This window comes from Vogesella oryzae, from assembly GCF_902829295.1.
In the GTDB taxonomy this organism is placed as follows: Bacteria; Pseudomonadota; Gammaproteobacteria; order Burkholderiales; family Chromobacteriaceae; genus Vogesella; species Vogesella oryzae.
Genome location: NZ_CADEPL010000009.1, coordinates 1 through 18,593, shown reverse-complemented (window position 1 = coordinate 18,593; position 18,593 = coordinate 1). Strand labels below are relative to the sequence as shown.

Here is an 18,593-nt window from a genome sequence, read left to right as displayed (position 1 = left end):
TTGGCGACAATGACTTACCGGTTTGTTTAAAGCGGGAAATGTAGGCAAATCAGCGGCTTACAGAAACAACCCAAGAAAGGGTGTCAAATCATGCCATTGGCACGATTGGTCACACCCCAAAAAACTGCGGCGCACCACCCGGGTGCGCCGCCAGCAACCAGACCACCGCCGGATCAGGCCAGCTTCTGCTTCAGGATTTCCTGCACCTGCGCCGGATTGGCCTTGCCTTTGGAGGCCTTCATCACCTGACCTGCCAGTGCGTTAAGTGCCTTTTCCTTGCCGGCACGAAACTCTTCCACCGCCTTGGGGTTGGCCGCAATGGCTTCTTCCACCATCTTCTCGATGGCGCTGACATCGGACACCTGCTTCAGGCCATCGCGCTCGATAATGGCATCGGCGCTCAGATCACTCTCCCACAATGCATCGAACACCTGCTTGGCCAGCTTGTTGGACAGCGTGCCATCGGCAACGCGCGCAATCAGGCCAGACAAACGCTCGGCCGGGATCGGGCAATCAGCAATATCCAGCCCTTCGCGATTCAGACGTGCCGCCACCTCACCGCCCAGCCAGTTGGCCGCCAGCTTGCCCTGACCGGTTGCCGTCGCCACCGCCTCGAAATACTGCGCCAGCGCCAGACTGGAAGTCAGCAGCGCCGCGTCGTAAGCGGAAACGCCGAACTGCTCGACAAAACGCGCCTTCATCTGCCCCGGCAGTTCCGGCATTTCGCTGCGAATGCGCGCGATTTGCTCGTCGCTGATGCGCACCGGCAGCAGATCCGGATCCGGGAAGTAACGGTAGTCATGCGCGTCTTCCTTGCTGCGCATCATGCGGGTTTCGCCGCTGTCCGGGTCGAACAGCACGGTAGCCTGCTGGATCTTGCCGCCATCCTCGATGGTGTCGATCTGCCACTGGATCTCGTACTTGATCGCCTGCTCCAGGAAGCGGAACGAGTTCAGGTTCTTGATCTCGCGGCGGGTACCGAACTCGGCCTGACCGAACGGGCGTACCGACACGTTGGCATCCACGCGGAAGCTGCCTTCCTGCATGTTGCCGTCACAGATCCCCAGCCAGGTCACCAGCGTGTGCAGCGCCTTGGCGTAGGCCACCGCCTCTTCCGGCGAGCGCATGTCCGGCTCGGACACCACTTCCAGCAGCGGCGTGCCGGCACGGTTCAAGTCGATACCGGTCATGCCATGGAAGTCTTCATGCAGCGATTTGCCGGCATCTTCTTCCATGTGCGCGCGGGTAACGCGGATCACCTTCTCTTCGTCACCCACCAGAATCGCCAGCTTGCCATGCTCGACAATCGGCAGATCCATCTGGCTGATCTGGTAGCCCTTGGGCAAGTCGGGGTAGAAGTAGTTTTTGCGTGCGAACACGTTCTTCTGGTTGATGTCGGCGTCCAGCGCCAAACCCAGGCGAATGGCCTTGTCCACCACCGCCTTGTTCATCACCGGCAGCACACCCGGCAGCGCCAGCTCCACCAGCGAAGCCTGGGTATTCGGCTCGGCGCCAAAGGCGGTGCTGGCACCGGAGAAAATCTTGGAAACAGTGTTGAGCTGCACATGCACCTCAAGACCGATAACGACTTCCCATTTCATGATTGGAAAATCCTTTTTCTATTCAGAAGGTTGGCCGCATGCGGCCAACCTGTACATTGATCGCGATTACAGCGCCGGAGCGCGGGTATGCCAGTCGGTCGCCTGCTGGAACTGGTGCGCCACATTAAGCATCTTGGCTTCGGCAAAGTAGTTGCCGATGATCTGCAGCCCCACCGGACGGCCGTTGTCGGCAAAGCCGGCCGGCACACTCATCGCCGGCAGACCGGCCAGGTTCACCGACAGGGTGTAGATGTCCGACAGGTACATCTGCACCGGATCGCCGGATTTCTCGCCCAGATTGAAGGCGGCGGTCGGCGCCACCGGGCCGAGAATCACGTCGCAACCGGCAAAAGCGGCCTTGAAGTCGTCGGCGATCAGGCGGCGGATCTTCTGTGCCTTGATGTAGTAGGCATCGTAGTAACCATGGGAAAGCACATAGGTACCCACCATGATGCGGCGCTTCACCTCGCTGCCGAAGCCTTCGGCGCGGGTCTTCTCGTACATGTCCACCAGGTCCTTGTACTCGCTGGCGCGATGACCGTAGCGCACGCCGTCGAAGCGCGACAGGTTGGCAGAGGCTTCCGCCGGCGCGATCACGTAGTAAGCCGGGATCGACAGCTGGGTATTGGGCAGACTGACTTCCACCACCTCGGCGCCCAACTTCTTCAGCTCGGCCACGGCGCTGTCGATGATGCGGCCAACGTCGCTGGCCAGACCTTCGGCAAAGTATTCGCGCGGCAGGCCGACACGCAGACCGGCCAGCGGCTGGTCCAGCTCGCGGGTGTAGTCTTCCTTGGCGCGCTCCAGGCTGGTGGAATCACGTTCGTCGAAGCCGGCCATCACGTTCAGCATCAGCGCGCAGTCCTCGGCGGTCTGCGCGATCGGGCCGCCATGATCCAGCGAGCTGGCGTAGCCCACCATGCCAAAGCGCGACACCGCGCCGTAAGTCGGTTTGATCCCGGTCACGCCGCAATGGCTGGCCGGCGGGCGAATGGAGCCGCCGGTATCGGTAGCCGTTGCTGCCGGTGCCAGACGGGCCGCTACCGCAGCGGCAGAGCCGCCGGAAGAGCCGCCGGGAATGGCGTTCAAGTCCCACGGATTCTTCACTGCACCGTAGAACGAGTTCTCGTTGGAGGAGCCCATGGCGAACTCGTCCATATTGGCGCGACCGAGCGTCACCATGCCGGCGGCGGCACACTGCTCCACCACATGTGCGCTGTACGGCGAGATGAAGTTGTCCAGCATCTTCGAGCCGCAGCTGGTCTTCCAGCCCTGCTGGCAGAAGATGTCCTTGTGCGCGATCGGCACACCGGTCAGCGCCGTGGCATTACCGGCAGCGCGGCGCGCATCGGCGGCAGCGGCCTCGGCCAGGGTTTTGGCGCGGTCAACGGTGATAAAGGCATTGAGCTGCGGATTGAGCAGCGCGATACGGTCGAGATAAGCAGCAGCCAGCTCGACAGCGCTAACCTGACCGGCGGCCAGTTGCGCGGATAGCTGTTTCAGCGTGGCGTTAATCATTGTGTATTGATTTCCGTCCGGAATGACATAACCGCATGACTGCGGCAGTGCGGAGCGACCAGCACAGGTCGCGTTATTCGATAACCTTGGGCACCAGGAACAGGCCTTTTTCCACCTGCGGCGCCACCGCCTGGCAGACTTCACGGCGGTCCGGCTCGGTAACCGCGTCCTCGCGCAAGCGCAGGCTTACATCCTGCGGGTGCGCCATCGGCTCGATACCATCGGTGTTGACGGCCTGCATCTGTTCGATCAGGCCAAGAATATTGTTCAGCTGCTTGCCGACGGCCTCGATTTCGGCGTCGGTTACAGCGATGCGGGACAAACGCGCAATCCGCGCAACATCCTCATGAGTCAGCGACATGACACCCTCGTCAAAACCTTTAATAATTCAAGCGTTGTAGGGTATCATAACTGGTTTGATTCACCCAAGAATACAAGGCCATCGCGCAGGGCCGCCGGGCGGGTTTCTCACGCTGTAACGCCTGTTGAACCTTTCGCCTGCAAGATGACCAAACCGCCACCGGGCTTGCCGGGCATCCATACCGCCCGCGCCACCAAAAATCTTTTCAGGATCGCCACATGTTTCGTTCGCTCACCGGCTACTTTTCCAATGATCTGGCCATCGACCTCGGCACGGCCAATACCCTGATCTACATGCGCGGCAAGGGCATTGTGCTCGACGAACCGTCGGTAGTTGCCATCCACAGCGATGCACCCACCAACAAGAAGTCCATCCTGGCCGTCGGCCTGGAAGCCAAACGCATGCTGGGCCGTACCCCGGGCAGCATCCAGGCCATCCGCCCGATGAAGGACGGCGTGATCGCCGACTTCACCGTGACCGAACAGATGCTCAAGCAGTTCATCAAGAAGGTCACCCCGAACCGTTTCTTCGCTGCCAGCCCGCGCATCGTGATCTGTGTGCCGTGCGGTTCCACCCAGGTGGAACGCCGTGCGATCAAGGACTCCGCCCTGGCCGCCGGCGCGCGCCGTGTCGAGCTGATCGAAGAACCGATGGCTGCCGCCATCGGTGCCGGCCTGCCGGTAGAAGACCCGACCGGTTCCATGGTGGTGGACATCGGTGGCGGTACCACCGAGGTGGGCGTGATTTCGCTGGGCGGCGTGGTGTACTCCAACTCGGTGCGCGTCGGTGGCGACAAGTTTGATGAGGCCATCATCAACTACATCCGCCGCAACTACGGCATGCTGATCGGCGAAACCACTGCCGAAGAAATCAAGAAGACCATCGGCTCCGCCTTCCCGGGCACCGAAGTCAAGGAAATGGAAGTCAAGGGCCGCAACCTGGCCGAAGGCATTCCGCGCGCCTTTACCGTTTCCAGCAACGAAATCCTGGAAGCGCTGACCGAGCCGCTGAACCAGATCGTTTCCGCGGTGAAAATCGCCCTGGAACAGACCCCGCCGGAACTGGGCGCCGACATTGCCGACAAGGGCATGGTGCTGACCGGTGGTGGTGCGCTGCTGAAGGACATCGACCGCCTGCTGGCCGAAGAAACCGGCCTGCCGGTGTTTGTGGCCGAAGAACCGCTGACCTGCGTGGTACGCGGCTCCGGCAAGGCGCTGGATAAAATGGACAAAGTCGGCACCATTTTCACCAACGTACCTTAATCAATCCTGCTTCTCATTGATGAGACGCCGCCCGGCCACGGGCGGCGTGCGGTCGCATGAACTTTGCCAATACACCGAGCTTCACCAGCCAGGGTCTGGGTCCGGGTGCGCGTCTGATTCTGTGCGTGCTCGCCTCGCTGGCGCTGCTGGTGGGGGATAGCCATTTCGGCCTGATGGATCGCGCCCGCGATGCCATTTCCGTCCTGCTCTACCCGATACAGCGCGCGGTCAACCTGCCGTTGACGGCCGGCCGCCATATTGGCGATTTCTTCGTCACCCAGGCAGAACTGAAACAGGAAAACGACCGCCTGCGCAGCGTGGAACTGGCGCAGTCCGGCCGCCTGATGCGGCTGCAGATGCTGGAACGCGAACTGGCACAGCTCAAGGCGCTGAACCAGCTCAAGGTTGGCCGCAGCGACCGCGGCCAACTGGCAGAGGTGCTGTATACCGCGCGCGATCCGTTCAGCTACAAGATCATCATCGACAAGGGCCTGGACGCCGGCGTCAAGCCTGGGCTGCCGGTCATCGACGAGCAGGGGCTGATCGGCCAGATCACCCGCGTGCAGCCGCTGACCTCGGAAATCACCCTGATCATCAACAAGAACCAGATGGTGCCGGTGGTCAACCTGCGCACCGGCCAGCGCACGCTGCTGTACGGCTATGGCGGCGGGGTCGAGGTACGCTACCTGTCATCCGGTTCCGACATCCGTCCGGGCGACCAACTGGTCACCTCCGGCATCGATGATCTGTACCAGGAAGGCATTCCGGTAGCACGGGTCACCCGCGTCGACCGCCCGGCAGGTGCCGCCTTTGCCCGCGTGCTGTGCCAGAGCGTGGCCGGGGTGCAGTCCAGCCGCTACGTGCTGATTCTGCCGGCCCGTTCCGCCATGCCGCCGGAACCGGCTCCGGCACCGGAACCGGCCGTCAAGAAGAAGAAAAAAACCACCGACGAGGATGCTGGCTAGACATGAGCTACGACCGCCCGCAAGAACTGCTCAAGCCGATACGCCGCCGCTTCATCACCCTGACGTTCACCGTCGCCCTGCTGATGGAACTGCTGCCGTTGCCGGTAGGCTCCACCCGCTGGCTGCCGGATCTGGTCGCCATGCTGATCCTGTACTGGGCGATCAACCAGCCGCGGCGCATCGGCGTCGGCATGGCGTTCCTGATCGGCCTGATTGCCGATGTCACTACCGCCGGCCTGTTCGGCCAGCACGCGCTGGCCTACTGCATCACCGCCTATCTGGTGCAACTGCGCCAGAACCAGCTGGTGATGTTCAACCTGGGACAGCAGGCACTGGTGATCCTCGCGCTGCTGCAGGCCAACCAGCTGATCATGGTATTGGTACGGCTGGCCAGCGGTGCCGCCTTTATCGGCTGGGGCTATTTCCTGCCGCCGCTGATCGGCGCCTTGCTGTGGCCGCTGCTCAACAAGCTGCTGCTGTTGCCCTACCGTCACCATAGCGTGTAAGCCGCATGTCACGTCACGCCCGTCTGAAAGACCCGCAGTCCGAAGAAAACCAGTTCCAGCTACGGCTGCTGATTGCCTTCGGCTTCATGGTGCTGATGTTGTTGCTGTTGGCCGCACGCTTTGTCTGGCTGCAAGTACTGCAATACGACCACTTCTCCACGCTGGCCCAGAACAACAGTATCTCGCTGGTGCCGGTGCAGCCCAACCGCGGCCTGATCCTCGACCGCAACGGCATCGTGCTGGCACAGAACCACGCGGCCTACACGCTGGAACTGGTGCCGAACAAGATTCCGGACCTGGATGCCACTGTGAAGGCGCTGGGCCAGCTGGTGGAAATCACCCCGCGTGACGAACGCCGCTTCCGCAAATTCCTCGCCGAGAGCAAGGAGTTCGAGCCGGTACCTCTCAAGCTCAAACTGAAGGAAGAAGAAGCCGCACGGCTGGCGGCCAACATCTGGCGCTTCCCCGGCGTCGAGGTGCGTGCCTGGCTGTTCCGCGACTATCCGTACAAGGAGCTGACCAGCCACGTGCTGGGCTATATCGGCCGTATCAACCAGCGTGACCAGAAGCAGATGGAAGAGGAAGGCACGCTGGCCAACTACCGCGGTGCCACCCATATCGGCAAGCTGGGGCTGGAAGCCACCTACGAGAACGAACTGCACGGCAAGAACGGCTTCGAGGAAGTGGAAACCGATGCCGGCGGTCGCGCGGTACGCAGCCTGCGCCGCACGCCACCGGTGCACGGCAACAACCTGCAACTAGCGCTGGACATCCGCATCCAGGAAATCGCCGACAAGCTGTTCGGCACGCGCCGCGGCGCGCTGGTGGCCATCAACCCGCAGACCGGCGGCGTGCTTGCCTTTGTCTCCAAGCCGGGCTTTGACCCCAACGTATTCATCGACGGCATCGACACGGCCACCTGGAAAAACCTGAACGAAGACTGGCAGAAACCACTGGTGAACCGCGCACTGCGCGGCCTGTATCCACCGGGCTCCACCTTCAAGCCGTTCTTTGCCATGGCGGGGCTGGAATCCGGCGCGCTCAATCCCAACGAACTGCGCCCGGCGCCCGGCTATTTCACCTTGCCCGGCTCCAGCCACCAGTTCCGTGACTCGGTGCCCAGCGGCCACGGCATGGTGAACCTGGCCAAAGCCATTGCAGTCTCCTCTGATACCTATTTCTACCGTCTGGCGTGGGAGATGGGCATCGACCGCATCCACCCGCTGGTGGCGCAGTTCGGTCTGGGCAGCAAGACCGGCATCGACCTGGATAACGAGGCCAGCGGTGTGCTGCCCAGCAAGGAGTGGAAAGCCAAGCGCTTTGCCAAGGCCCGCCCCGAGGTTGGCCGCTGGTATCCGGCCGACGTGGTCAGCGTCGGTATCGGCCAGGGTTTCAACGCCTACACGCCGCTGCAGATGGCCAACGCCACCGCCATCCTGGCCAACGACGGCAAGGCATTCACTCCGCACCTGGTAGAAAAAATTGTCGATGCCACCAGCAACAAGGTGCGGCTGGTCGATTCCGAACCGGTACGAACCCTTGCCTTCAAGCCGGAGCACTTCGCCACGGTGAAAGAGGGCATGCATGCCGTGCTGCAGGCCGGCGGTACCGCCGCCCGTATCGGTGTCGGCCTGAGCTACAACATGGCCGGCAAGACCGGTACCGCGCAGGTGGTGCAGATCAAGCAGGGCGCCAAATACAACGCCGGCGCGCTGGCCGAGCAGTACCGTGACCACTCCTGGTTCATCTCTTTCGCACCGGTGGAGCACCCCACCATTGCCATTGCGGTGATCGTGGAAAACGCCGGCTTCGGCGCCACCAGTGCGGCACCGATCGCCCGTGCGGTGACCGACTATGCACTCACCGGCAAGGTACCGCCGGAACTGGAAGGGCAGCTGCTGACCATCCCCTCGAGCAAGAAACCGGATCAAGGAGTACGCGATGCATCAGCCGCTCGCTAAGCGCATCTGGGACGCGATTGCCGAGCCGTTTGACGGCTGGCTGATGGCGTTTCTCGGCGGCATCTTCCTGCTCAGCCTGCTGGTGCTGTACTCCGCCTCCAACCAGAGCTGGTACAAGCTCGACAACAAGCTGGTCTATACCCTGCTGTCGCTGGTCGTCATGTGGGTGCTGGCCAAGGCGCGGCCGCAGGCGATCATGAACTTTGCCCCGCCGCTGTACGCGATCGGCGTGATCCTGCTGGTCGGCGTGGAGCTGTTCGGCGTGATCGTCAACGGTTCGCAACGCTGGCTGAACCTGGGCATCGTGCGCATCCAGCCCTCGGAAATCATGAAGATCGCGCTGCCGATGATGCTGGCGTGGTACTTCCAGAAATACGAGACCACGCTCAACTGGAAACACTACATCGTGGCCGCGCTGCTGATCGCCGTACCGGGCGCGCTGGTGCTGAAGCAGCCGGACCTCGGCACCGCGGTGCTGATCATGAGCGCCGGCTTCTTCGTGCTGTTCTTTGCCGGCCTGTCGTGGAAGGTGATCATCGGCGGCCTGGTGGCGTTCGCCGCCAGCCTGCCGGTAGTGTGGAACATGATGCACGATTACCAGCGCCGCCGCGTGCTGACGCTGCTCGACCCGATGCAGGACCCGCTGGGCGACGGCTACCACATCATCCAGTCGATGATCGCCATCGGCTCCGGCGGGCCGTGGGGCAAGGGCTGGCTCAACGGCAGCCAGACCCACCTCGACTACATCCCGGAGCGGACGACGGACTTCATCTTCGCGGTGTACTCCGAAGAGTTCGGCCTGATCGGCAACCTGACGCTGGTGGTGCTGTACCTGTGCATCATCAGCCGTGGCATGCTGATTACCGCCCGTGCCCAGACGCTGTACGGCCGCCTGTTGGCCGGCGCCATCACGCTGTCGTTCTTCGTCTACGCCTTCGTCAACATGGGCATGGTGGCCGGCATCCTGCCGGTGGTCGGCGTACCGCTGCCGTTCATGTCCTACGGCGGTACCGCCACGGTGTCACTGGCGGTGGCGCTGGGCATGCTGATGAGTATCGGCAACCGCAACCGCTAAGCCTACACACCACACGATGCGGCCAACCTCTCGGGTTGGCCGCATCGTCTTTTGGCCTAGTCCACCCGGCCAATAGCCGTGGCAATCTGGCAGCGCTAGCCTTGCCAGCATGAAGCCCGATCCCGCCCTGCCGCTGGTCTATTCCTGCTCCGGCTGTTCCAGTGCCGCGCAGCTGGCCAACCACTTCGCGCTACGCCTGACCCGCGCCGGTCTGGCCGAGATGTCGTGCATCGCCGGCGTCGGCGGCCAGGTGCCGGCATTGCTGCGGCTGGCGCGCAGCGGCCGCCGCATCCTGGCGCTGGACGGCTGCCCGCTGGCCTGCGTACAGGGCTGTCTGCTGCAGGCCGGCATTCGCGCCGACCGCTGCATCGAACTATCCGATCACGGCATCAAAAAGCACAAACACGCCGACTTCGATCCGGCCGATGCCGAACGGCTATGGCCACTGCTCAGCGATGCCGCCACGGACTTGCAGGCACCGTAAACGGCAACGCTACAGCAGCCAGCGCCACAGTCCGTACACCACGAAACCACCGATGATGGCCAGCAGCGTCTGGCGGGTATAGAACGCCAGCACGCCGGCGGCCACGGTCCCCGGCAGGTAGGCATTGCTCAGATTCAGCGCGATGTCGCCCTGCGGTGCCAGCGCCATCGGCACGATCAGCGCGGTCAGCACCGCCGCCGGCACGTAGCGCAGGCTGCGCTCCAGCCAGTGCGGAAACGCCAGCCGGTGGCCGAACACCAGAAAGCTCAGGCGGATGCCGTAGGTCACCGCCAGCATGCCGGCGATCGCCAGCAGCAATTGCTGTGTCGTCAGGTTCATGCCTGTTCCTCCGCGACCGTGCCTGCGGCCAACCTTTCCGCCAGCATGCCGCCGGCCACACCGGCCAGCGCCGCCAGCATCAGCCCCAGCTTGTACGGCAAATGCCGCGCCAGCAGCGCCACCGTGCCGGCCAGCAGCGCCGCCAGCAACACCGGCCGCTGCCGCAGCTGCGGCGCCACGATGGCGGCAAAGGTAGCCACCATGGCGAAATCCAGCCCCAGCTCGGCCAGGCCTGGCACGCTCTTGCCCAGCAGCACGCCGGCGATGGTCCACAGCTGCCAGTTCAGGTACATCGCCAGCGAGGAGCCCAGCCAGTACCAAGCACCGGCCATATCGTCGCCATGCTCGCGCAGGCGGTGCTCCACCACGGCAAAGGTTTCGTCGGTGAGCCAGAACGCCAGCGGCCAGCGCCAGCGCGCCGGCAGATGCCGCGCATGCGGCAGCAGCGTGGCGCTATACAAGGCATGCCGCAGGTTGACCACGAAGGTGGTCAGCCACAGCACCGGCAACGCCACACCGCCGCCGATCAGGCCGACGGCAACGAATTGCGACGAGCCGGCGAACACCAGCGCCGACAACGCCAGCGTGGCCCAGGCCGGAATGCCACTGGCGATGGCCAGCGTGCCGAAAATCACGCCGAACGGCGCGGCGCCCACCAGCATCGGAATGGTGTCGCGGCTGCCGGCCAGCAGCGCGGTAACACGGTCAGACATGTTTTATCTCCACAAGGTTGGCCGCCGCTTGCCAGCAGCGACCGGGCCATCTGCCTCAGCCGCGGCAATCATGCGGCGCGGCCTGCCAGGCCGCCATCAATTCGGCGAAATCGTCCGGGTTGCCGGGCCAGCCCGGCACCTCCGCCGGCAACGGCAGCCATGGCTGGGCGCTCTGCGTCCAGATATGCGCCGCCGGCCGCAACCAGGAGGTATCGTCCAGCGAGCCCGGCTTGATGCTGAGAAACTGCGGGGTATCGCGGTTCTGGTGGAACAAGCGGCTGCCGCACTGCGGGCAGAACCGGCAATCCGTTACCCGCCCGCCGGGGGTATGCCGCGCCCAGCAGGCCGTGCTTCCCTGCAGCAGGGTCAGCTCGGCGTCGCGCAGCCACAGCGCCATACCGAAGGCACTGGCCGACTGGCGCTGGCAATCGCGGCAATGGCAGGCAAACAGCGCCGCCACCGTACCGCGCACCCGGTAACGTAGCTGGCCGCACTGGCAAGCGCCTTCGAACTGCTGCATAGTCCCTCTCCCGCCGCAAAAAGCGCGATTCTGGCATAGTCGCGCCCTGCGCTGCGCAAACACACTGTTCGCGTCGCCACCGCCCCTGCGACACTTTGTCACTGCCGCCGCCCGCCGTGACGTGATAGCGTGGCGGCCAACTTACCGATTCAACCCGTTGTCCAAGGATTGTCCATGCGTTCCCTGCTTGCCATTGCCGTAGCCGCCCTGATCGCCCTGCCTGCCGCCGCGCACGAATACACCCTGGGCGCGCTGAAGATCGCCCACCCGTACAGCCGCGCCATGCCGCCGATGGCCCCGACCACCGGCGCCTTCTTCGCCATCAGCAACAACGGTAAAACCGCCGACAAGCTGCTGGGCGCCAGCAGCCCGCTGGCGGCAAGCGTGGAACTGCATAGCCACCAGAACGACAACGGCGTGATGCGCATGCGCCAGATCGAGGGCGGCATTGCCGTGCCGGCAGGCGCAACCGTGACGCTGGCACCCGGCGGCCTGCACGTGATGCTGCTGGGGGTGAAACAGCAGCCGCATGCCGGCGACAAATTCCCGCTGACGCTGAAGTTCGACAAGGCCGGCGAGATCAATGTCGAGGTCAAGGTGGAAGATGGCGGCGCCATGCCGATGCAGCACGATGGCATGAAAATGCCGCAATAATTGCCGTCACGGCGCAAGGCCACTGCGGTGGCCTTTTTTTATTGCCGGCACGCCATCCGCGGCTGCCGGCAGGGGAAATTCCGCTTCCTGCAACAGCCAGCCCCCGCCGGCGGGCCGGTGTAGCCGCCATTGCGACGGAAAGCACGGCGGGGCAATGCGCTGTCCTGCTATGCTTATTGCCTCATCGACCCTGGCCGCACCCTCGGCGCCGCGCATGCTCAACACCCGCTACCGCTCATCCCTTCTGTTGCTACTGCTATTGCTGCTCGGCCTGGCCGGCATCTGGCAGATTGCCCGCAGTGCCGCCAGCGAACTGGACAATGCCGCCCACCAGCTGGTGCAGCAGGGGCTGGAGCAGGAGCTGTTGCGCCAGCGTCGCCAGCTGGCCACCAATCTGGCCGACTACGCGATCTGGGATGACATGGCTACCCATGTCAACGCGCTGCAACCCGACCTGCTCTGGCTCAACGACAACCTCACCCCGTCCATCTACCACAACCTGGGCGTACAGCTGGCCCTGCTGGTCGACAAGGAACGCGGCGTGCTGGTCGGCCGCCAGCACGGCGTACTGGTCGACAAGCCGGCGCAGCTGCTGCCGCTGTCGACCGCGCAGTGGCAGCAACTGATGCGCAACGCCGACCGCTATGCTGCGGCCAACCAGTACGACCAGCCATTCAGCCAGCTGCTGCAGTACAACGCACTGAACCCGCAATCGGGACAGCCCGAATCGCGGCTGCTGATGCTGTCGCTGCAGCGCATCTCGCCGGAAGACCCGCAGAAACTGCCGGGGCCGGTGCCACGCTATCTGCTGTTCGCCCGGCATCTGGACAGCAGCCTGCTGCAACAGATCGCCACGGCCTATGGCCTGCCCAGGCTGACGCTCAACTTCAGCATCAGCGATCCGGCACTGGAGGACGTGCTGCCGCTGAAGAACAATAGCGGCCAGAACCTGGCCTATCTGAGCTGGCCCAGGCAGAGTCCGGGCCAGGCATTACTGCAACGGGTACTGCCGCAAAGCCTGATACTGCTGGGCAGCGTGTTCCTGCTCAGCATGCTGGTGATCCGCGGCTCGCGCCATCTGCAGCAACGGCAACAGCAACAATCGGAACGGCAGCGGCAGCACGGCAACACCCTGCAGCAGTTGATGAACCTGCGCCACGACGACCAGCAGGATCTGGACGATTACCTGGCGGATGTCCTGCCGCTGCTGGCGCAAACCCTGAGCATCTCGCGGGTCAGCGTCTGGCAATTCAGCACTGACCGCAAGGAGCTGCAATGCATCGCCGGCATCAACACCCTCACCGGCGAGCGCCTTGGTGGCGAGACGCTGGACGAGAGCAAGCACGATGACTACCTGCAGGCGCTGCAGAGCGAACAGGTACTGGCCAGCAACCAGCCGCAGGACGACCCGCGGCTGCTGTCGCTGCAGCAGTACCTGTATTCCCGCGGCGTCACCGCCTTGCTGGATGCCAGCATTGTGGTCGGCGGCATGCATCAGGGCGTGCTGTGCGCCGAGTCGCAAACCCCGCGCCGCGAATGGCAAGCGGACGAGATCGGTTTCATCACCGCTGCGGCCAACGTGATCGCCCTGGTCATGGAGTCACGCGCCCGGCTGCATGCCGAAGGCGAGCTGTACCGCCAGTTCTACTACGACCGCTTTACCGGCCTGCCCAACCGCACCCGCCTCTTGATGCAGCTGGACGAGCTGTTGCAGCAGCGCCAGCACAGCAGCCAGCGCGAGGCGCAGCCGGTGGGCTGCATGATGATGGCAGTGGAGGGGCTGGCCAACATCAACGAGCTGTTCGGCCGCGACAACGGCGACCTGGTGATCCGCGAGCTGGGACGCCGGCTGGAAAGCAGTATCGGCAATGGCGAAATGGTGGCGCGCTGTGCCGACAACCGCTTCGCCTTGCAGCTGCTGGGGCAGGATGAAGAGCAGCTGTCGCGCCGGGTGGATGACATCACCAGCCAGCTGGCCAAGCCGCTGGAGGTGCAGGGCCAGCCACTGTTCCTGCGCCTCAGCGTCGGGCTGGCGATCTACCCGCACGACTGCGACGAAGCCGAGGCGATTCTGGACAATGCCGAGGCCGCGCTGCTGCTGTCGCGCGAAAGCCCGGGCAGCTGGGTGCGCTTCCATCCGGAGATCAACAGTAACTGGCGCCGGCGCAACCGGCTGCAGGCCGACCTGCGCCAGGCGGTATCCCGCGGCGAGCTGCTGCTGAACTACCAGCCGTATGTGTCGCTGAAGTCCGGCAAGGTGGCCGGTGCCGAAGCACTGGTCCGCTGGCAGCACCCGGAGCTGGGGCTGATTCCGCCGGTGGATTTCATCCCGCTGGCCGAGGAATCCGGCGTAATCCACGCGCTGGGGGAATGGGTGCTGCAGGAAGGCATCCGCCATGCCGTGCAGTGGCGCCAGCATTACCTGAGCAACTTTGTCATTTCCATCAACATCTCGCTGCTGCAACTGGAAGATGCCCGCTTTGCCGAGATGGTGGCGGCGATTCTGGCCACCTACCACCTGCCGGGCGAGGCACTGGAACTGGAAGTGACCGAAGGCCTGGCACTGCGCAACACGCCGGCCATCGACAGCAACCTGCAGCTGCTGCGCGCACTGGGCATCGCCATCGCCATTGACGATTTCGGCACCGGTTACGCCTCGTTCAGCTACCTGCGCCGCTTCCCGGTGGAAAAGCTGAAGATCGACAAGCAGTTCCTCGACCATGTGCCGGAGAACGACAGCAGCAGCAACCTGGTGCGCATGATCGTGGCCATGGGCCACACCCTGGGCGCATCGGTCACCGGCGAGGGCATCGAGAACATCGAACAGGCGCGTTTCCTGGCGCAGCACGGCTGCGATTTTGCCCAGGGCTACCTGATCAGCCGGCCGCTGGCGGCTCCGGCGCTGGAGCAGTTCCTGGCCGCGGCAAGACCATTGCCGCTGCGGGCATAACAGCGGCATTTCTCGACAGAACGTTATAAAAATTGCAACGAATTGTTGCAGCGATGTCACATCGTGCAGTGCAACATTGTCAGACAGTTGCCGCTTGTGCTTCCCCGATGCGCCAACATGATGCACACTGCCCCTCACGTTGCACTGCCGCCTCCAGCACTGCGCCAGGTTTACCAAAGACCGGGTGATGGAGGAGAGACAAGCTCAGCATGGGCCACAACAGACACAATACAGACATCAAGCGGAACAAGGCGACGGTGCAACGTCCCCCGCGGGGTTCTTCCCCATCCAGCATTCCCCCCGATAGCACATCCCAGTTTCCAGTATCGCCAGCGGCCAGTACCATCGCCTTTTCATTGCGGCCAACCTGTCATGAGCGATCCCGTTTCCAGCACTCTGCCCCGTATTGCCATCCGTTACTGCACCGGCTGCCGCTGGTTGTTGCGCGCTGCCTGGATGGCGCAGGAGCTGCTCACCACCTTTGAAAAAGACGTCGCCGAAGTGGCACTGCAGCCGGGCAGCGGCGGCGTGTTCCAGGTCAGCATCGACGGCGCGCTGATCTGGGATCGCGCCCGCGATGGCGGCTTTCCCGACATCAAGGAACTGAAACAGCGGGTACGCGACCGCGTGGCGCCGGAAAAATCGCTGGGCCACAGCGACAAGCCCGCCAGCTAGACCAGGGTTGGCCGCACCATGTCAGTGCAACGCAAGATTATCCATATCGACTGCGACTGTTTTTTCGCGGCGGTGGAAATGCGCGACAACCCGGCCTGGCGCGACATCCCGCTGGCGGTGGGCGGCCAGCCGGGCCAGCGCGGCGTGATCTCCACCTGCAACTACCTGGCACGCCGTTACGGCGTGAAAAGCGCCATGCCATCGTCGCTGGCGCTGCGGCTGTGTCCGGAACTGCTGATCGTGCCGTCCGACTTTGCCCGCTACCGCGCCGCCAGCCAGGCGGTGCACGCCATCTTCCAGCGCTTCACCAGCCTGATCGAACCGCTGTCGCTGGACGAGGCCTATCTGGATGTCAGCGGCCAGCCGCACTGCCAGGGCAGCGCCAGCCTGATGGCGGCCGAGATCCGCGACGCCATCCGCAGCGAGGTCGGCATCACCGCATCCGCCGGCATCGCCCCCAACAAATTCCTCGCCAAGATCGCCAGCGACTGGCACAAACCGGACGGCCAGTTTCTGGTACGACCAGAGGATGTTGCCGACTTCGTGCGCGTGCTGCCGGTGGAAAAGATCTGGGGCGTGGGCGAAGTGACCGCCGCCAAGCTCAAACAGCAGGGCTTTCATACCTGCGGCGACCTGCAACAGCTGGAGCTGCTGGACATGCTGCGCCGCTTCGGCAAGTTCGGCAAAAACCTGTACGAGCTGGCACGCGGCATCGACCATCGCGCGGTGCATAACGACCACGAGCGCAAATCGGTGAGCGTGGAAGAAACCTACACCCGCGACCTGCCGGACCTCGCCGCCTGTCGCGCCGAACTGCCGGCGCTGCTGCAGCGGCTGCGTGACCGCCTGCGCCGTGCCGGCGATCCGCCGTTTCGCGGCGTCAACATCAAGATCAAGTTTGCCGACTTCAGCCAGACCACGGTGGAAACCGTGGCGCAATTACTGGACGAGGCGGTGATCGACGGCCTGCTGGCCACCGGCTTTGCCCGCGGCAACCGTGCGGTGCGTTTACTGGGGGTCGGGGTGCGGCTGCAGGAGGCGCAGCGCGTGCCGCAACAGTTGCAGCTGTTCGATATCACCACCAACGACAACGCCACCGGCTAAGCGGTGGCGTCTGGCGGTGTAAGGCAGGATCAGGGGGTTGGTGCGTGCCGCTTAGCGCGCGTTCACGATCTAGCGAGCTAGAGCGAGACAAGACGAAAACTGAGGGGCGCGCTGTGACATGGCATCAATGCGCATCGCCGAGTCGAATGCAACGCCGTATCGCCGAAGCGCAGCAGATCGTGAACATGCTCTCAGCGGCTGGCCAGCTGCGCGCGCTGCTGCCAGGCCGCCACAATGCGGCGGATCACCGGCAACGCCTCGCGGCCAACCTTTTCGCCTTCGCGTATCGCCAGCCGGCGCTGGTCGAAGTCGGCGGCCCCCAGGGCAAGCACCCGCGGCCGCAGAATCACGTCGGCCTGTTTCAGCTCCAGCGCCAGCGCCGCCTGATTCATGATGGTCAGGCTCTGGTCCAGATTGCCGAACAGCCCGCTCTTGCGCTGTACCGGCTTGGCCGAGATATCCACCGCGATCACGATGTCGGCGCCCATCTCGCGCGCCGCCACCACCGGCACCGGGCTCACCAGCCCGCCATCCACATAGCGCCGCCCCTTGATGCTGACCGGCTGGAACACATTGGGAATCGCCGCCGAGGCGCGTACTGCCTGCCCGGTGTTGCCGCTACGGAAAACCGAGCGCTCGCCGCTGTCGAAGTTGGTGGCCACCGCGGCAAACTTGCGCGGCAAGGCCTCGATCGGTCGGCGGCCAACCTGGCGATTGACGAAGTCCTGCAGCTTGTCGCCTTTCAGGAAGCCGTTGGCCGACAGGGTGAAATCCTTCAGTTCGTCCTCGTTCAGCGCCAGCGCGCGGCGGTACAGCTTCTCGCCGCTGATGCCGGAGGCGTAGATCGCCCCCACCACGCTGCCGGCACTGGTGCCGGCGATGATTTCCGGGCGGATGCCGGCCTGCTCCAGCACGCGGATCACCCCGACATGGGCAAACCCCTTGGCGGCGCCACCGCCCAGCGCCAACGCGATACGCGGCGCGCGCACGGGCGGGCGGGCCAGCGGCGGCGCAGCTTTAGGCGCGGCCGCCGGCGGTGGCACGCTGGCCACCGGACTGCTGGCTGCGGCGGGAGCGGAAGCGACTGCCGGCAGCGCCGGGCTGGTTGGCGGTTGCGGCGTAGTGCAAGCGGCCAGCACGGCAGCGGCCAACGTTGCCAGCAGCAGGCGCAGTTTAGCCATGCTGCTGTTGCCAGCGGCTGATTGCCGCCCTGATCTGCGGCAGCGCGGCGCGGGCGGCTTTCTCGCCTTCGGCGATGGCGCTGCTGCGCTCGTCGAAATCGGCGGCGCCGATGGTCAGCACATTGGGACGGATCACCACGTCAGCCTGCTTCAGTTCCTGCGCCAGCGCCGCCATGTTCATGATGCTCAGGCTGCGGTCCAGCAGGCTGAAGAAACTGTCCGCCGCCTTGCCTACCGGCTTGGCGGAAATATCCACCGCGATCACCACGTCGCCGCCCATCTCGCGCGCCGCGCTGACCGGCACCGGGCTCACCAGCCCGCCGTCGACATAGCGCTTGCCGGCGATGCTCACCGGCTGGAATACATTGGGAATGGCCGCCGAGGCACGCACCGCGGTGCCGGTATCGCCGCTGCGGAATACCACCCGCGCGCCGGTATCCAGATTGGTGGCCACCGCGCCGAATTTGCGCACCATCTGCTCGATCTTCTTGCCGTCTACCTGCCGGTTCACCAATGCGGCCAACTTCTCGCCCTTGAGAAAACCGGTGGTGGAAAAGGTGAAGTCGCGCAGCTGGCTCTCGTCGATGCCCATCGCGCGGTAGCGCAGCGCCTCGCCATCGATGCCCGTCGCGTAGATTGCCCCCACTACGCTGCCGGCGCTGGTGCCGGCAGCGTAGTGGGGGCAATCTACGCGACGGGCATCGATGGCGAGGCGCTGCGCTAC

General features: G+C 64.2%; 18 protein-coding genes. 10 read left to right on the top strand and 8 right to left on the bottom strand.

The window, feature by feature from the left end; translation table 11 throughout:
• Positions 1–173: 173 nt before the first annotated feature.
• The 3 genes from gatB to gatC all read right to left on the bottom strand — a co-directional run bounded on the left by gatB (position 174) and on the right by gatC (position 3,480).
• A complete protein-coding gene (gene gatB, locus HU218_RS03135) occupies positions 174–1,601 on the bottom strand; it encodes an Asp-tRNA(Asn)/Glu-tRNA(Gln) amidotransferase subunit GatB (protein ID WP_174873497.1) in 1,428 nt (475 codons plus the stop codon).
• Positions 1,602–1,667: 66 nt separating this feature from the next.
• Positions 1,668–3,119 (bottom strand): Asp-tRNA(Asn)/Glu-tRNA(Gln) amidotransferase subunit GatA, encoded by a 1,452-nt coding sequence (gatA, locus tag HU218_RS03130; protein ID WP_174873496.1) that lies wholly within the window; start codon positions 3,117–3,119, stop codon positions 1,668–1,670.
• Between the two features lie 73 nt (positions 3,120–3,192).
• A complete protein-coding gene (gene gatC / locus HU218_RS03125; RefSeq protein WP_174873495.1) occupies positions 3,193–3,480 on the bottom strand; it encodes an Asp-tRNA(Asn)/Glu-tRNA(Gln) amidotransferase subunit GatC in 288 nt (95 codons plus the stop codon).
• Between the two features lie 218 nt (positions 3,481–3,698).
• On the opposite strand from gatC, the gene HU218_RS03120 reads away from it, so the two are divergent.
• The 6 genes from HU218_RS03120 (at position 3,699) to HU218_RS03095 (ending at position 9,733) form a co-directional block, all read left to right on the top strand.
• Positions 3,699–4,742, top strand: a complete 1,044-nt coding sequence (locus tag HU218_RS03120; RefSeq protein ID WP_174873494.1) for a rod shape-determining protein — start codon at positions 3,699–3,701, stop codon at positions 4,740–4,742.
• Positions 4,743–4,798: 56 nt separating this feature from the next.
• A complete protein-coding gene (mreC, locus tag HU218_RS03115) occupies positions 4,799–5,707 on the top strand; it encodes a rod shape-determining protein MreC (RefSeq protein ID WP_174873493.1) in 909 nt (302 codons plus the stop codon).
• Between the two features lie 2 nt (positions 5,708–5,709).
• The gene (gene mreD, locus HU218_RS03110) at positions 5,710–6,213 is read left to right on the top strand and encodes a rod shape-determining protein MreD (RefSeq protein WP_174873492.1); all 504 of its coding nucleotides are present in this window, start codon (positions 5,710–5,712) and stop codon (positions 6,211–6,213) included.
• Between the two features lie 5 nt (positions 6,214–6,218).
• Entirely contained in the window at positions 6,219–8,174 is a 1,956-nt protein-coding gene (gene mrdA / locus HU218_RS03105) for a penicillin-binding protein 2 (RefSeq protein WP_174873491.1), read from the top strand.
• Positions 8,155–9,249, top strand: a complete 1,095-nt coding sequence (rodA, locus tag HU218_RS03100) for a rod shape-determining protein RodA (protein ID WP_174873490.1) — start codon at positions 8,155–8,157, stop codon at positions 9,247–9,249. The genes mrdA and rodA overlap by 20 nt, the downstream gene beginning before the upstream one ends.
• 109 nt (positions 9,250–9,358) lie before the next feature.
• On the top strand, positions 9,359–9,733 hold the full coding sequence (locus HU218_RS03095) for a putative zinc-binding protein (RefSeq protein WP_174873489.1): 375 nt from the start codon (positions 9,359–9,361) through the stop codon (positions 9,731–9,733).
• A 9-nt stretch (positions 9,734–9,742) separates the two neighbouring features.
• On the opposite strand, the gene HU218_RS03090 is transcribed toward HU218_RS03095, so the two are convergent.
• From HU218_RS03090 to HU218_RS03080, 3 genes are read right to left on the bottom strand one after another with little or no spacing between them, the layout of a single operon-like run.
• Positions 9,743–10,072 carry an AzlD domain-containing protein gene (locus HU218_RS03090; RefSeq protein ID WP_174873488.1) on the bottom strand — a complete coding sequence of 110 codons (330 nt, stop codon included), beginning with the start codon at positions 10,070–10,072 and terminating at the stop codon, positions 9,743–9,745.
• Entirely contained in the window at positions 10,069–10,785 is a 717-nt protein-coding gene (locus HU218_RS03085) for an AzlC family ABC transporter permease (RefSeq protein WP_174873487.1), read from the bottom strand. Before HU218_RS03085 ends, HU218_RS03090 begins: the two co-directional genes overlap by 4 nt.
• Positions 10,786–10,840: 55 nt before the next feature.
• A complete protein-coding gene (locus HU218_RS03080) occupies positions 10,841–11,305 on the bottom strand; it encodes a GFA family protein (RefSeq protein WP_174873486.1) in 465 nt (154 codons plus the stop codon).
• A 174-nt stretch (positions 11,306–11,479) separates the two neighbouring features.
• Here HU218_RS03080 and HU218_RS03075 point away from each other — a divergent pair, with 174 nt between their 5' ends.
• The 4 genes from HU218_RS03075 (at position 11,480) to dinB (ending at position 16,688) form a co-directional block, all read left to right on the top strand.
• Positions 11,480–11,959 carry a copper chaperone PCu(A)C gene (locus HU218_RS03075; RefSeq protein ID WP_174873485.1) on the top strand — a complete coding sequence of 160 codons (480 nt, stop codon included), beginning with the start codon at positions 11,480–11,482 and terminating at the stop codon, positions 11,957–11,959.
• A gap of 169 nt (positions 11,960–12,128) precedes the next feature.
• Positions 12,129–14,909, top strand: coding sequence for a bifunctional diguanylate cyclase/phosphodiesterase (locus HU218_RS03070; protein WP_174873484.1), 2,781 nt, complete (start codon positions 12,129–12,131; stop codon positions 14,907–14,909).
• A gap of 372 nt (positions 14,910–15,281) precedes the next feature.
• Positions 15,282–15,584, top strand: a complete 303-nt coding sequence (locus HU218_RS03065; protein ID WP_174873483.1) for an Rdx family protein — start codon at positions 15,282–15,284, stop codon at positions 15,582–15,584.
• 18 nt (positions 15,585–15,602) lie between these two features.
• The gene (gene dinB / locus HU218_RS03060) at positions 15,603–16,688 is read left to right on the top strand and encodes a DNA polymerase IV (protein WP_174873482.1); all 1,086 of its coding nucleotides are present in this window, start codon (positions 15,603–15,605) and stop codon (positions 16,686–16,688) included.
• 191 nt (positions 16,689–16,879) lie between these two features.
• Here dinB and HU218_RS03055 read toward each other — a convergent pair whose 3' ends face one another.
• Both HU218_RS03055 and HU218_RS03050 read right to left on the bottom strand, forming a co-directional pair.
• Positions 16,880–17,869: a patatin-like phospholipase family protein gene (locus HU218_RS03055; RefSeq protein WP_174873481.1), complete on the bottom strand. Its 990-nt coding sequence runs from the start codon at positions 17,867–17,869 to the stop codon at positions 16,880–16,882.
• The coding region (locus HU218_RS03050; RefSeq protein ID WP_174873480.1) for a patatin-like phospholipase family protein at positions 17,862–18,593 on the bottom strand (732 nt) is incomplete at its 5' end. The genes HU218_RS03050 and HU218_RS03055, both read right to left, overlap by 8 nt.

What these genes read in the sequence shown, in the direction of transcription:
- HU218_RS03120 (WP_174873494.1), top strand. Translation starts at nt 3,699, where the DNA reads ATGTTTCGTTCGCTCACCGGCTACTTTTCCAATGATCTGGCCATCGAC.
- HU218_RS03075 (WP_174873485.1), top strand. Translation starts at nt 11,480, where the DNA reads ATGCGTTCCCTGCTTGCCATTGCCGTAGCCGCCCTGATCGCCCTGCCT.
- rodA (WP_174873490.1), top strand. Translation starts at nt 8,155, where the DNA reads ATGCATCAGCCGCTCGCTAAGCGCATCTGGGACGCGATTGCCGAGCCG.
- gatA (WP_174873496.1), bottom strand. Translation starts at nt 3,119, where the DNA reads ATGATTAACGCCACGCTGAAACAGCTATCCGCGCAACTGGCCGCCGGT.
- dinB (WP_174873482.1), top strand. Translation starts at nt 15,603, where the DNA reads ATGTCAGTGCAACGCAAGATTATCCATATCGACTGCGACTGTTTTTTC.
- mreD (WP_174873492.1), top strand. Translation starts at nt 5,710, where the DNA reads ATGAGCTACGACCGCCCGCAAGAACTGCTCAAGCCGATACGCCGCCGC.
- mrdA (WP_174873491.1), top strand. Translation starts at nt 6,219, where the DNA reads ATGTCACGTCACGCCCGTCTGAAAGACCCGCAGTCCGAAGAAAACCAG.
- HU218_RS03095 (WP_174873489.1), top strand. Translation starts at nt 9,359, where the DNA reads ATGAAGCCCGATCCCGCCCTGCCGCTGGTCTATTCCTGCTCCGGCTGT.
- HU218_RS03065 (WP_174873483.1), top strand. Translation starts at nt 15,282, where the DNA reads ATGAGCGATCCCGTTTCCAGCACTCTGCCCCGTATTGCCATCCGTTAC.
- HU218_RS03085 (WP_174873487.1), bottom strand. Translation starts at nt 10,785, where the DNA reads ATGTCTGACCGTGTTACCGCGCTGCTGGCCGGCAGCCGCGACACCATT.
- HU218_RS03070 (WP_174873484.1), top strand. Translation starts at nt 12,129, where the DNA reads ATGCTTATTGCCTCATCGACCCTGGCCGCACCCTCGGCGCCGCGCATG.
- gatB (WP_174873497.1), bottom strand. Translation starts at nt 1,601, where the DNA reads ATGAAATGGGAAGTCGTTATCGGTCTTGAGGTGCATGTGCAGCTCAAC.
- HU218_RS03090 (WP_174873488.1), bottom strand. Translation starts at nt 10,072, where the DNA reads ATGAACCTGACGACACAGCAATTGCTGCTGGCGATCGCCGGCATGCTG.
- mreC (WP_174873493.1), top strand. Translation starts at nt 4,799, where the DNA reads ATGAACTTTGCCAATACACCGAGCTTCACCAGCCAGGGTCTGGGTCCG.
- gatC (WP_174873495.1), bottom strand. Translation starts at nt 3,480, where the DNA reads ATGTCGCTGACTCATGAGGATGTTGCGCGGATTGCGCGTTTGTCCCGC.
- HU218_RS03080 (WP_174873486.1), bottom strand. Translation starts at nt 11,305, where the DNA reads ATGCAGCAGTTCGAAGGCGCTTGCCAGTGCGGCCAGCTACGTTACCGG.
- HU218_RS03055 (WP_174873481.1), bottom strand. Translation starts at nt 17,869, where the DNA reads ATGGCTAAACTGCGCCTGCTGCTGGCAACGTTGGCCGCTGCCGTGCTG.